Origin of the sequence: Phenylobacterium sp. (genome assembly GCF_030651185.1) — a bacterium.
Classification (GTDB): domain Bacteria; phylum Pseudomonadota; class Alphaproteobacteria; order Caulobacterales; family Caulobacteraceae; genus Phenylobacterium.
This window is the reverse complement of the sequence record NZ_JAUSCJ010000031.1, coordinates 41,581-54,474: the sequence shown is the minus strand read 5'-3', so window position 1 is coordinate 54,474 and position 12,894 is coordinate 41,581. Positions and strand designations below refer to the sequence as shown.

The following is a 12,894-nucleotide window of genomic DNA, read 5'->3' as shown; positions in this document are numbered from 1 at the left end:
TGAGAACGGGCCGCCAGGGATAAGGTTCGGGCGGCGGCGAAGGCCAGGGCCCTGCTGGCCGGCTAGGACCTGTACTGCCAAACTGCAGGCGAGCGACGCCGCGGAGATGGCGGCGGCGACCGCCAAGCTGACCCTGGGAAGGTCAGAGATGGGTGGGGAACGGAGGTCCGAACTGACCTCGGTCAATGTCTGTCTGAGCCAGAAGCCGAAGTTAGGACGCCGCTGGTCTTCCCAAGTTTCAACCGGCGCCGTCGCGACCATCTTCCGGGCACGCACCCTGACACCTTGATAGAGATCCACGAGGTTAGGCGGCCCCATGGATCCGCAGTGAGAGCCAATGGCCTCCCGAATGGCGGAGCAGCTCTGTCCGTCTTTTCGGGTCGATTTGTCGCAGTTGGTCCCGAGCGCCTCCGAATTAACCCGACCGAAAGCCCCGCACCGCCTTGGTCGCGGATTGCAAACTTCTGGAGCCCGCTGTGGACACGTCCGAGGAGCTAGAGCGGATCGCGGCGCTGCAGAACCTCAGAGTTCTGGATACCGCGCCTGAGGCGGTCTTCGACAGCCTCACCCAACTTGCGGCCCTGACCTTCAACGCCCCTGTCGCGCTGGTGTCTCTGGTGGACACCGATCGCCAGTGGTTCAAGTCCTGTATCGGTCTGGACGTCTCAGAGACGGGCCGAGACGTGGCGTTCTGTGACCATGCCATTCGGCAGGATCAGGCCATGGTCGTGTTGGACGCGAGCCAGGATCAAAGATTTCGCGACAATCCCCTGGTCACCGGCGCGCCGTCCATACGATTCTATGCCGGCGCCCCGTTGATCCTGCCGGACGGCCATCGCCTCGGCACACTGTGCGTGATTGATTTCGCGCCGAGGCGGAGCTTCAGCCAGGCCGCCCGTGCTCAGCTTGAGGCCATGGCCGCCTCTGTCACTCAAGCTCTCCTGATGCGGCGGGACATCTCCACGTTTCAGCGGCTGGAGCGTGAACGGAGCAACCAGCAGCAGTTGCTGAACCAAGCCGAGGAGATGGCCGGCGTTGGCCACTGGTCGTGGGACGCCGCTTCCGACGTCACGACCTGGTCTCGCGCCCTCTATGAGATTCACGGCTGCGATCCAGCCGAGCCGCCTCCAGGTCTCGAGGGCGTCCTGGCCCTCTATGCTCCCGAAGACGCGGCGAAGCTGGCGGCGCTGGTGGAACGCGCCGTCGCGACGGGCGAGTCCTATGCTCTGCAAGCCCGCATCCTGCGACCTGACGGTCGTGAGCGCCTGGTGTCTGCTCGGGGCGCCCCGGCGATGAATGCCGACGGGTCCGTCGCCGCGCTCTTCGGGACCTTTGTGGACGTCACCGACCTCAAGCTTGCGGATCAACGCCTGCGGCAGAATGAGGCCCGGCTTCAATTTCTCACGGACCACGCTGCCGACCTCATTTTCCGCGTCGAGCCGGGTCGGGGAATTCTATGGGTCTCGCCAAATTGCGCCCGCTACGGCTACCAGCCCGACGACCTGATCGGCCTCCGGGCGGCGGAATTGGTGCACCCTGACGACTTGCCGAGCGTGCAGATGGTGACCGCGGCCCGGCTCGCCGGCCTGCCGGACCCCGAGGGCGCCGACTATCGCTATCGTGTCCGCCGCAAGGACGGTGGGTGGACCTGGATGGAGACCAGTCCGACCGTCATCCGGGACGTGAACGGCCGCGCCGTCGAGGTGGTCAGCGTCATGCGCGACATCACCGACCGCATGGAAATGGAAATAGCTCTGGCGGCCAGCGAGGCGCGCTACCGGCTCATGGCCACCCGAGCTTCTGACATCATCGCCTGCTATGGCGTCGACGAGAAGTTCACCTTCCTGTCTCCGGCTATCGAAAAGGTGCTGGGCTATACGCCGGAGGAACTGCTCGGCCGTGCGGCGACTGAACTCATCCACCAGGACGACGCGCGCCAGGTTCGCAAGGCCTTCACAGCCTATCTTGCCGCCGGTCCGGACGCCCCCCCGCTGCAATACGGCTACCGCGCGATCCGGAAAGACGGCGCCACGATCTGGATGGAGGCGCACGCGCGCGCAATCTATGACGCAGACACGGGGCGCCTGATCGAGTTCCAGGACACGTTGCGCGACGTTACTAAGCGCAAGACTGTGGAGTCCGCCCTTGCGGAAAGCGAGATGCGCCACAGCGTGATCGGCGAGTACGCCACCGACATCATTTCACGGAGCAGCCTGTCGGGTCGGCTTCTTTACGCCTCACCGTCAATCACGCAGGTCACAGGCTTCACGGCGCAGGAGTTAAGCCAGCACAAGCCTGCATTCCTGCAGCAGATTCACCCCGACGACCTGGAGCCGAGCCTTGCCCACGTAAGGCGAGTCATATCGGGTGAAATTTGTTCTGGGCGGCTTTCATACCGCTTCCAGCGCAAGGACGGGGAGTGGATCTGGCTCGAATGCAATCCCACCCTCGTGCGTGACGCAGAGGGCAAACCTTCAGAAATTCTAGATGTGATCCGCGACGTCAGCGCGCAACGCCAGATCGAGGCCGACCTGCTGTCGGCGCGCGACGCGGCTGAGGGCGCAGCCCGGATCAAGTCGGACTTCATGGCGAACATGAGCCACGAGATCCGCACCCCACTCACCGCCATTCTGGGATTCACGCGCCTGCTCACCGCACGCAAGGATCTCGCCCCCGAGGCCAGCGCGCAACTCGGCCGGGTCGCAACGGCAAGCGACGCTTTGCTGTCCATCGTCAACGACGTACTCGACTTCTCGAAGCTCGAGGCCGGTCACACCGAGATCAAGCCTCGTCCTGTTTCACCTCGCGGCGTCCTGCACGACGCCCTGACGATGTTCTCGCCGCTGGCCAATTCGAAGGGGTTGAGCCTGAGCTTCTCCGCCGATGGCCTACCCGACACGGTGCGACTGGATCCCGATCGGATTCGGCAGGTGCTGCTCAACCTGATCGGCAACGCCGTCAAGTTCACCAGCACGGGCGGCGTGCGTCTGGTTGCGACCTATGATCAGGCCAGTGAGCAGCTTGCCGTCGCCGTAGAGGACACCGGCGCAGGAATGAGCGACGAGCAATGTGAGCGCCTGTTCAAACGGTTCTCGCAGGTGGACGGCTCATCGACACGCCAGCACGGCGGCACCGGCCTCGGATTAGCGATCTGCAAGGGTCTGATCGAGGCGATGGGCGGTGAGATCGGCGTCGACAGCAGGCCTGGTCAGGGCTCGACGTTCCACTTCAAGATCGCTGCGCCGGAAGCCGCGATCGTGGAGCCCTGCGTTGCGGAGACCAACGCGGCGGAGGCGGCGGAGGGGCTTCGCGTTCTGGTGGTGGACGACAATGCGGTCAACCGGGAGCTCGTCAACGCCTTGGTGAGCCGACTTGGCGTCGAGGTGCTGGAGGCGGCTGACGGGCCAAGCGCCATCGAGGCGGCTTCAATCACCCCCGTCGACATTATCCTGCTCGATCTCCGCATGCCCGGCATGAGCGGTCCCGAGACCTTGGCCCGCATCCGTCAGACCGACGGACCCAACCAGAATATTCCGATCCTGGCTTTTACGGCCGATGACGATCTGGCGCGGCTTGGTCCTGACCACGGCTTTGACGGATTGGTTCGCAAGCCGATCGGGGCCACGGAATTATTCGACGCCCTTCAGCGGGGGCTCGCCTCTTTCGAGACATCCAGGGAGCCCGTCGACCGCGCCCTTTCACTCGATGCGAGCTAGCGTGTTGGTGGTGGACGAGGATCCGATGATGGTCGAACTCCTCACCACGCGGCGAACTGGCGGGCTATCACGCCTGCTATGCGAGAAACGGCCGCGACGCCCTGGAGCGCAATTCGCAGATGCGTCTCGCGGCGATGGTCCTGGACATCAGCATGCCTGAGTTGGATGGATTTGGTGTTCTCGATCACTCCGCGGTCAGGGAAGGTTGAAGTCCCTTCCCACCATGATGCTGACCGCCCGCAACCAGCCTGACGATATCCGGCGGTCGCCCTGGGCGCTCGGGACTACCTCTCAAAGCCATTCCAGGACCGGCTGTTCCTCAATCGCGTGGCTCGCCTGGTCGTCAGATCGAAGCCCAACCCTGCGCAGGGCGCTCCCGTCCCAGGCGCCCCTGACCTCTGGGGCGTGCCTACCGGTCTCAAGCCGAAAGCGGGCACAGTTCTCGACTCCTGACCCGGCTCTGGGTGGGACTGGCTGAGCTGAGATAGGTCCGGCGCTCAAGCACGCCCAGACGTCTGGAAGCCGCCGTTGGAGAAGGTGGCCTGATCCAGCGACCGCCTTTTTCAACACAATCGGTCGAAAGCCGGCCTTGGCTTCGGCCCCGAAGGCTGACCCTGCCCGAACTCGAGAGGACATGCCCTAGCTCAGAGCAACATCGCCTGCTCGGCCCGCAGGGCGGCCGCCAGGGCGTCGACATCGGCGTTCGTGGTGTAGAGGCCCGGCGTGACGCGGATCACCGGCCCTTTCTCGACCCCCGCCCGCCAGATGGTGTGGACGCGGTATTTGTCGAACAGGCGCTTCTGCACGCGCTGGGCGGCGGCGGCGGTGGTCATGCCCTTCAGGCGGAAGCTGGTGATGGCGCAGTAGCGCGCCGGGTCGTCGGGGACGCAGATCTCGACGTTGGCCACGTCGCGCACGGCGTTGACCCAGCGGTCGCGCAGGCCCCGCAGGTGCGTCTCCTTGGCGGCCGCGCCGACGGCGAAATGGAAGTCCACCGCCGTGGGAATGGTCAGCAGGGCGGCGAAGTTGACGGTGCCGGACGGGGCGCGGGCGTTGATGTCGTCGGCTGCGAGACCGTGGTGGCCATAGGCGATGTCGATGTCGGCCAGCCGGCTCTTGTCGATGTACATCGCCCCGGTGCCCAGCGGCGCCGAGGTCCATTTGTGCACCGACCAGCCGACGAAATCGGCGCCCAGGTCGGCCAACTGGAAATCGAGGCAGGCGATCCCGTGGGCGGCGTCGACGATGGTGTCCACGCCCCGGGCGCGGGCCATGGCGACGATCTCCTTGACCGGGGTGACGAGGCCGGTGCGGTTGGAAACCTGGGTCACCAGCAGCAGCTTGGCGTCGGGATTGGCCTTCAGCACCGCCTCATAGGCGGCCAGGATGTTGGCGGTGGTGGCCGGCTCCGGCATGGCGAACCGCACCACCCGGGCGCCCCGGTGGGCGCCCAGCCACGACATGGCGGCGATCATGGCGTCGTAGTCGAGGTCGCAGTGGATCACCGCGTCGCCGGGCTTCAGGGCGCGATAGTTCACGATCAGCATCTGCAGGGCGTCAGCCCCGCTGCGGGTGACGGCGATCTCGTCGGCTTGGCAGCCCACCTGCCGGGCGATGGCGGCCGAGGCCTCCCGCTGCGCCGCCGCCGCGCCCACGCCGCCCGGCAACACGTTGCGCGCCCAGATGGCGTTGGCGCGGTTCACATGGGCGTTGTGGGCGTCGAAGGCCTGGGCCACCACCCGGGGCATCAGGCTCCAGTAGCCGTTCTCCAGATTGTGGTAGCCGGGCTCCACGTCGAACTGCTTGGGCAGGTCGGCCACCGGGATCGAATTCGGACGCAGGGTCACGGGCTCCGGCTTGGCCGCGGCCATCGCGGGCGCGGCGGCGAGCAGGGCAGGGGCGCCGGCGACGGCGAGGACTTGGCGGCGGCTGGGCGGCATGGGGTCTATCCGGTTGCCCCGCCAACAAGCGCGGCCGCGCCGCCGCCAGCAAGGGCCAATCCCACGCGCGCGGCTCACGGTTGTAAGGCGACCGTTTAATGGACAGGCTCGCGCCAACAGGAGGATCGCCCGTGCCCACCCAGGACATCGAATACACCGCCGACGGCGTGACCCTGGTCGGGCGTTTGTTCGCCCCGGACGGCAAGGCCAATGGCGGCACCGTGCTGGTGGCCCACGAGGGCCCCGGCCTGTCGGACCACACCTATACGATCGCTGGCCGGCTGGCGGACCTCGGCTACAACGCCTTCGCCCTCGACTATCACGGCGGCGGCCAGGCGGTGGAGATGGACGTGGCCCGGGGTCGCATCGGCGCCTGGCTGGCCGATCCCAGCGGCATCCGCGCCCGGGCCACGGCGGCGCTCGCCGTCCTGACTTCGCAGCCCGGCGTCGACCCTAACCGCGTCGCCGGCATCGGCTACTGCTTCGGCGGCACGACGGTGCTGGAGCTGGCGCGTTCCGGCGCCGCCCTTGCCGCGGTGGTGGGCTTCCACTCGGGCCTGGGCACGGCCCGTCCGCAGGACGCCGCCAACATCAAGGGCAAGGTCCTGACCCTGATCGGCACGGCCGACCCCCTCATCCCCCCCGAGCAGCGCGTGGCCTTCGAGGCCGAGATGAGCGCCGCCAAGGTCGACTGGCAGATGCACCTCTACGGCGGCGTCGCCCACAGCTTCACCAACCCGGAGGCCGACGGCGCCCGCATGCCCGGCATCCTCTACGACGCCGGCGCCGACCGCCGGTCGTGGCGGGAAATGCTGGCCCTCTTCGCCGAGACCATCGACCGGTAGGGCCACCTGGTGGGACCTAGACGGTCACTTGTTGGTCAATGTCGGCGCGCGCGCGCCGCCTTCGCCGACAAGGTTTCTACCCCGCCAACGACCGCCTCCGCAGCGCCAGAGGCCCTCGTCTTCCCTCCACGACGACCGACATGTGCGCGGCCTAGGCGCCGGTCTTCCAGCGCTCGAACATCTGGCGGAAGGCGACCTCCAGGATGGCCGTGAACCCCGCCTCATCCCGGAGCGGCGAGGCCTCGAAGCGGGGCCGGATCTCGGCGCGCAGGGCGTCGAGGGCGGCGAGGTCTTCGGTCAGGTCCAGGGCCTTGGCGACATAGTCGTCCCAGCTCTCGGCCACCAGCTGATGCAGGCCCAGAGGCTCCAGGCGCAGGGTGCCGATGCGGCTGTAGAAGTCGGGCCCGCGCAGGGTCAGCAGCGGCACGCCGTTGGACACGGCCTCCGAGGAGGTGGTGCCGCCAGGGGCCGGGGAGGGGTCGAGCGCCAGGTCGATGCGGCCGAAGCTCTTCAGGTAGTCGGGACCGGTGGAGTGGCCTTCGAACACGATCCGCTCGGCGGTGACGCCCTGGCCGAGGAAGCGGGCCAGCACCGCGGCTTGCAGCACCGGGTCGACGAAGTACCGATACTTCAGCAGCAGCCTGGAGCCTGGCCGCCCCTTCAGGATCGCCGCCCAGGCGGCCACCGTGGCGTCGTTCAGCCGGGCGGGATGGTTGAAGCTGGCGAAGGTGACATAGCCGTTCGCCAGGGCGGGGGTGGGCGTCGGGTCCAGGCGTTCTCCCGGCCGGAAGGGGACGGCGATCGGACCGAGCCGCCAGATCTCTTCGACGAACAGCTCGTCGTCGTCGGCCGCCTGGGTGCCGTCGGCGTGCAGGACATAGTCGATAGCCGCCAGGCCGGTGGTCTGGACATAGTTGATCCAGGCGGCCTGGACCGGGGCGGGCTTCAGCGCAAAGACCCCGAGCCGCCCGCCGGAGGTGTGGCCCCAGAGGTCCACCAGCACGTCGAGGCCGTCGCCCGCGATCAGGCTGGCGGCGTCGACGTCGCTGAGCGCCCCGATGCCGCGGACGGCCGTGGCCCGGATGCCGGTCTCGGTGGCGGGGTCGGCGCAGTAGATGAAGACATCGACGCTCGCCAGGTCGTGGTGCTCCAGCACCGGGACGATGAACTGGCGAAGCTGGCTGCGCAGCAGGGTGGGGGCGACATAGCCGATCCGCAGCTTGCGGCCGGCGAGGTCGGGATTGGCGAAGGGACGGTCGGCCGGGGCCGGCGCGTAGAGCTGGGCCCAACGCCTGGCCTCGGCGGCGTGGAGGCGCACCCCGTCCTGCGCGAAGAAGCAGGCATAGAGCAGGAATTCGTGGGCCATCGAGCTCTGGAAGGTGTCGGCCGCCAGGTTGAAGGCGGTGATGGCCTCCGGGATGCGACCCTGGTGCAGCAGGGACAGGCCCCAGCGCATGATCACATTGAAGGGCGCGCCCGGCAGGGGCGCCACCTGGCCGAAGGCGGCCGAGGCCAGGCCCATCTTGCCGTCCGAATAGGCCTGCTCGCCGATCTGCAGCGCGTAGTTGGGCTCGGAGACGAAGCGGGCCATGTCCGCCTGCTCGCTGATGGCCTGCAGGGCGTGGAAGGTCTGGGCGTCCAGCAGCCACGATTGCTGGCCCTCCGGGTCGCCCACCGCGCCCAGGGCCGCGGCCATGGCGTAGTGCAGCCGGTGATCGTAGATCGGGACCTCGATCAGGGTCTGCAGGCGATCGACCGCCGCGATGACCCGGCCCGCCGCAATGTCCGACTGCGCCCGGGCGATCTCGGCGTCCAGGTCAGGCTCGTCGCCAGGAATGTCCATCAGGTCCTCGGCGGGAATGCATCGGCGGGCAAATCGCGGTTAAGTCCGCATCGTGATCTAATTTCAAAGTTATAGAGCCGGATTCAGGCGTCGAGAGAAGCCATCCGGCTCTAGGATCATCCACTGATCTCGGGCGAGGCAAAAGGTTGAGAACCGCGGTGCGACATCTGGCCAGGCGTCGCCCATGATCGCGGCGATCATGCAGCCCTACCTGCTGCCCTATATCGGCTATTTCCAGCTCATCGCCGCGGCCGATGTCTTCGTGGTCTATGACGACGTCCAGTACATGCGCGGCGGCTGGATCAACCGCAACCGCATCCTGCTGAACGGCGCCCCGCACTGGCTGACCCTGCCGGTGGCGCATTCCGGAGAGGTCCGGACCCAGATCCGCGACACGCGCTATCAGCTCAGCGACGCCGCCTTGAAGAAGCTCTCCGGCCAGCTGGACGCCGCCTACCGCAAGGCGCCCAGGGCCGCGGCGGTGAAGCCCTTGCTGGACGCGATCCTGGCGACCCCCGAGCCCAACGTGGCGCTTTTCAACGAGGCGGCCATCCGGACCGTCTGCGACGCCTTGGGTATCGGTACAAGGATCGTGCGGTCCTCGGCGATCGGCCGCGACACGGCGTTGACCGGCCAGGACGCGGTGCTCGACATCTGCCGCACCCTGGGCGCCGACCACTATCTCAACGCTGCTGGTGGGGTGGACCTCTATCAGGCGCAGGCTTTCGCCGAGCAGGGGGTGAGGCTGAGCTTCATCGCCTCGCAGGCGCCGCCCTATCGCCAGTTCGCCGCGCCCTTCGTGGCCAACCTCTCGATCGCCGATGTGCTGATGTTCTGCGAGCCTGACCAGCTGGCGCAGCAGGTGGCCGCCCATAGCCTGGTGGCGCCATGAGCGACCTGCCGGTCATCGGCCTGCACGGGGCGCCGCGTTCGGGCACCACCTGGATCGGACAGATCTTCAACAGCGCCCCGGAGGTCGCCTTCCGATTCCAGCCCTTCTTCGCCCATGCCTTCCGGGCCCGCGTCGACGCAGCGACCGCGGCGGACGATCTGGACCTGATCCTGAAGGACATTGCGGCCACCGACGACGACTTCATCCTGCAGCGGGGCCGGACGCAGGCCGACGGGGATCTGGCCTTCGCCAAGTCAGCGGCCACCCGGCTCGTCTACAAGGAGGCGCGCTACCATCACCTGCTGCCGACCCTGATGGCGATCCCGCGCTTCAAGGGTGTCGGCATCATCCGCGATCCCCTGGAGGCGCTGAGCTCCTGGAGGCATGCGCCGCGCGAGTTCGATCCGGCCTGGGACTTCGGGGCGGAGTGGCGCGACGCGGGCCTCAAGAACGCCGGGCGCATCGAGGAATTCTTCGGTTACGAGGGCTGGAAGCGGGCGGCCCTGATCTTCCGGGACCTGGCGGCCAAACACCCCGACCGGTTCCGTATCCTTCGCTATGGCGACCTGACCGCCGATCCGCTTGGCGTGGTCGGCGAGCTGTTCGGTTTCCTGGGCGTGGGCATGAGCGACCAGACCGCGACCTTCCTGCGGCGCTCCACAAGCCGCGACGACGGGGACACCTACGGCGTGTTCCGCGATCTCTCGCGCCGCGCCGCGCCCGATCTGCCGGACGGGGTTCGCCAGGCGGTTCTGGAGGACGTGGCGCGCTGCGACCTTGCGACCTACCTGGCCTAAGCGTTCGTTAACCACGACCATGGTCACGTGCGGGCTCTTTCAAGGTGGGCCCCCTTGCGCAGCGCCGTGACCGTCAAGCTTCCGACCACGGACCCCGGCGCCCTGCCGGTCGCCCGCCCGCGCCTGCCCCGCGCCGACGACATCCTGCCCTATCTGCGCCGCATCGATGACGCCCGCTGGTACTCGAATTTCGGGCCGCTGCTGACCGAGCTTGAGCTTCGTCTGGCCAGCCGTTTCACCGACGGCGCCGTGGCCGCCACGGTGGTCAACGCCACCCAGGCCCTGACCCTGACGCTCCAGGCCATGGACCTGCCGGCCGGCAGCCTGGTGGCCGCGCCCTCCTGGACCTTCGTCGCCACCGCCCACGCCATCGCCCAGGCGGGCCTCGTCCCCTGGTTCCTCGACGTCGATCACGGCAGCCAGATGCTGGACCCGGCCCAGGTGCGCGACCAGCTGGCCCGCGCGCCGGGCCAGGTCAGCGCGGTCCTGCCAGTGGCCGCCCACGGCGCCATGCCCGATATCGAGGCCTGGCTCGGCTTCCGGGAGGAGACAGGTCTGGCGGTTCTGCTGGACGCCGCGGCCGCCTTCGACGCCGCCCGCGACGCGCGCCTGCCCACCGTGGTCAGCCTGCACGCCACCAAGGTCCTGGGCATTGGCGAAGGCGGGTTCCTGGTCACCGACGACGCGGCCCTGGCGTTCCGTGTTCGGCGGATGACCACCTATGGCTTCAACGGCACCCGCGAGGCGCAGATCGCCGGCACCAACGCCAAGCTCAGCGAGTACACCGCCGCCGTGGGCCAGGCCGCCCTCGACAAGTGGCCCGCCGACCGCCTGCGCTTTTTCCTCGCCGCCCAGCACACCCGCATCGGCCTGGCCATGACCCCGTCGGTCGTCCTGCAGCCGGGCTGGGGCTCCGACTGGGTCACCAGCGTCTGCGTCGTGCGCCTGCCGGACGGCGCCGCGCAGGCCGCCACCGAGACCTTGATGGCCCATGGGGTCGAGACGCGGCGCTGGTGGGGGCGCGGCTGCCATCAGGACGCGGCCTTCGCGGCCTATCCCCGCACCGAACTGCCGGTCACCGAGCGGCTGGCCCGGTCGGTGATCGGCCTGCCCTTCGCCATCGACTTGGCCCGCGACGACGTGGACCGGGTTGTCCGGGCCCTGAGGGCCACGCCGGGGATCGCCTGATGAACGCCCATAGGGCCGCCCGCGGCCACCATCCCGCCGTCGAGGCCTTCATCGAGGCCGGCGCGCATCTGTTCGATCAGCCTGTCGATCCCGACGCCTGCGCCGCCTTGCTGGCGCAGATCCGCGCCGATCGCCACTTCGACCACCGGCTATTCCTCACCGAGGCCGAGTTCGACGCCGACCCGCAGTATACCGGTGTGAACCCCAGGCCCGGCCGCAACCTGCTGGAGCGCTTCGAGGACAGGCTGGCCTTCGTCGAGCAGGACGCCAATGTGGTGGACGCCGTCAGCGCCCTGCTGGGGCCTAACTATACGATCCTCAACAAGAAGGTGGTCTGCGGGGTCTCCCAGACCTCGGTCCCGGCCTGGATCCGCGCGCGCATCCTGGGCAATCCGGTGAACAACCTGGGCGCCTATGTGCGGCCGGAGTATCGCGACGTGACCTATTTCTACGGCATCGATTTCCACCAGGACCTGATCGACTACAAGGAGCGTCCGGCCGACTTCCTGACGCTCTATGTCTACCTGCACCCGGTGAGCCGCCAGGACGCGCCGCTGTTCCTGCTGAAGGGGACGCATCGGCTGGGCGGCACGGTGTTCCCGCACGACCTGACCGCCACCTCCGAGGCCTCCTGGACCTATCGCGACGGCCGGGGCGGCGAGGTGGAGACCGACCAGCTGATCCTCACCGGCGGGGCGGGCTTCACCGGCATGTGGCACGCCTGCACCCTGCACGGCACCCAGCCGGACGCCGCCGACCACGAGCGGATCTCGCTGCGCTATCTGCTGGCCCAGGGGCCGGCGCGGGCCGGGATGGACGAGGTCAACGCGACGCTGCAGGGGCCGGTCAGCCTGACCGAGACGCGGGTCGACCTCGACGCCGCCGGCGCGGCCCAGGTCAAGCGCAACACCATCAACCAGGCCTGACCGCCTCGATCAGCAGGCGCGCGACGAGGTCGGCCATCTGGTCCTGCCCGCTCGCCTCGGCGATCAGGTCCTGGCGCACCTCCAGTTCCAGATAGTCCAGGCCGCGCGGGTCGGCGTGCAGGGGGACCGTGTTGTCGGTCTCGTCCATCCTGTAGGGCTGGTTGTCGCCGGCGGCGGCGCCGAGTTCGCGTTGGAGCAGGGCCAGGACCCGGTTCGAAAACGCCGAGTCGTTGCGGTGCAGGACCCCCATCCGCCAGGGCCGCACGAAGCCCTGCATCACCGGCGTGAAGCTGTGCAGCGACACCAGGATGGTCGGCCGGCCGGCGCGCCGGTCCAGCTCGGCGGCGATGGCGTCCTGGTAGGGCTGGTAGATCTCCGCCCGCCGCGCGGCCTGGGTCTGGGCGTCCAGACCCAGATTGCCGGGGATGGTCACCCCGTCGCTGACCTCGGGCATGGCGGCCGGCGCGCCGGGCCGGCGATTGCAGTCGATCACCAGGCGCGAATAGGTCTGGCGGATGAAGCAGGCGTCGAGCCGGGCCGCCAGCCGCTCGCCGAGGCCCGCCACCCCGATGTCCCAGGCGATGTGGGTGTCCATGTCGGCCGGCGTCAGGCCCAGGCCATCGAGGCCGCTCGGGACCGCGCGCCCGGCATGGTCGCCGATGAGCAGCAGGCGACAGCCGCCGCCTGGTTTGGTGACATAAACCGGGGACGGATCGTCGCGGTGCAAGATTCGTTTAGACCTTGGCG

At 68.3% G+C, this 12,894-nt stretch carries 8 protein-coding genes and 1 pseudogene; 6 read left to right on the top strand and 3 right to left on the bottom strand.

Translation table 11 applies throughout. The features are described 5' to 3' along the window. Positions 1-476: 476 nt before the first annotated feature. Positions 477-3,716, top strand: a complete 3,240-nt coding sequence (locus Q7J39_RS15180; protein ID WP_304826810.1) for a PAS domain S-box protein — start codon at positions 477-479, stop codon at positions 3,714-3,716. Positions 3,717-4,360: 644 nt separating this feature from the next. On the opposite strand, the pseudogene Q7J39_RS15175 reads toward Q7J39_RS15180, so the two are convergent. After that, a pseudogene (locus Q7J39_RS15175) lies at positions 4,361-5,671 on the bottom strand (aminotransferase class V-fold PLP-dependent enzyme); the annotation flags it as partial. Positions 5,672-5,787: 116 nt separating this feature from the next. Between Q7J39_RS15175 and Q7J39_RS15170 the strand changes: the two are divergent. Then, positions 5,788-6,501 (top strand): dienelactone hydrolase family protein, encoded by a 714-nt coding sequence (locus Q7J39_RS15170; RefSeq protein ID WP_304826807.1) that lies wholly within the window; start codon positions 5,788-5,790, stop codon positions 6,499-6,501. 151 nt (positions 6,502-6,652) lie between these two features. Here the strand turns inward: Q7J39_RS15170 and Q7J39_RS15165 are convergent, their stop codons facing one another. Continuing rightward, positions 6,653-8,344, bottom strand: a complete 1,692-nt coding sequence (locus Q7J39_RS15165) for a hypothetical protein (protein ID WP_304826804.1) — start codon at positions 8,342-8,344, stop codon at positions 6,653-6,655. A gap of 184 nt (positions 8,345-8,528) precedes the next feature. Here Q7J39_RS15165 and Q7J39_RS15160 point away from each other — a divergent pair, with 184 nt between their 5' ends. The 4 genes from Q7J39_RS15160 to Q7J39_RS15145 all read left to right on the top strand — a co-directional run bounded on the left by Q7J39_RS15160 (position 8,529) and on the right by Q7J39_RS15145 (position 12,147). Next, on the top strand, positions 8,529-9,236 hold the full coding sequence (locus Q7J39_RS15160; protein ID WP_304826801.1) for a WbqC family protein: 708 nt from the start codon (positions 8,529-8,531) through the stop codon (positions 9,234-9,236). Beyond that, positions 9,233-10,033, top strand: a complete 801-nt coding sequence (locus Q7J39_RS15155) for a sulfotransferase (RefSeq protein ID WP_304826798.1) — start codon at positions 9,233-9,235, stop codon at positions 10,031-10,033. The genes Q7J39_RS15160 and Q7J39_RS15155 overlap by 4 nt, the downstream gene beginning before the upstream one ends. Before the next feature lie 66 nt (positions 10,034-10,099). Further along, positions 10,100-11,221, top strand: a complete 1,122-nt coding sequence (locus Q7J39_RS15150) for a DegT/DnrJ/EryC1/StrS aminotransferase family protein (RefSeq protein ID WP_304826795.1) — start codon at positions 10,100-10,102, stop codon at positions 11,219-11,221. After that, positions 11,221-12,147, top strand: a complete 927-nt coding sequence (locus tag Q7J39_RS15145) for a phytanoyl-CoA dioxygenase family protein (RefSeq protein WP_304826792.1) — start codon at positions 11,221-11,223, stop codon at positions 12,145-12,147. The genes Q7J39_RS15150 and Q7J39_RS15145 overlap by 1 nt, the downstream gene beginning before the upstream one ends. On the opposite strand, the gene Q7J39_RS15140 is transcribed toward Q7J39_RS15145, so the two are convergent. Continuing rightward, positions 12,134-12,874 carry an N-formylglutamate amidohydrolase gene (locus Q7J39_RS15140; protein ID WP_304826789.1) on the bottom strand — a complete coding sequence of 247 codons (741 nt, stop codon included), beginning with the start codon at positions 12,872-12,874 and terminating at the stop codon, positions 12,134-12,136. The genes Q7J39_RS15145 and Q7J39_RS15140 overlap by 14 nt on opposite strands. Positions 12,875-12,894: the final 20 nt, after the last annotated feature.

Bases quoted from the DNA above. Each gene is read 5' to 3' on its own strand.
- Q7J39_RS15145 (WP_304826792.1), top strand. From the start codon at position 11,221: ATGAACGCCCATAGGGCCGCCCGCGGCCACCATCCCGCCGTCGAGGCC.
- Q7J39_RS15160 (WP_304826801.1), top strand. From the start codon at position 8,529: ATGATCGCGGCGATCATGCAGCCCTACCTGCTGCCCTATATCGGCTAT.
- Q7J39_RS15155 (WP_304826798.1), top strand. From the start codon at position 9,233: ATGAGCGACCTGCCGGTCATCGGCCTGCACGGGGCGCCGCGTTCGGGC.
- Q7J39_RS15165 (WP_304826804.1), bottom strand. From the start codon at position 8,344: ATGGACATTCCTGGCGACGAGCCTGACCTGGACGCCGAGATCGCCCGG.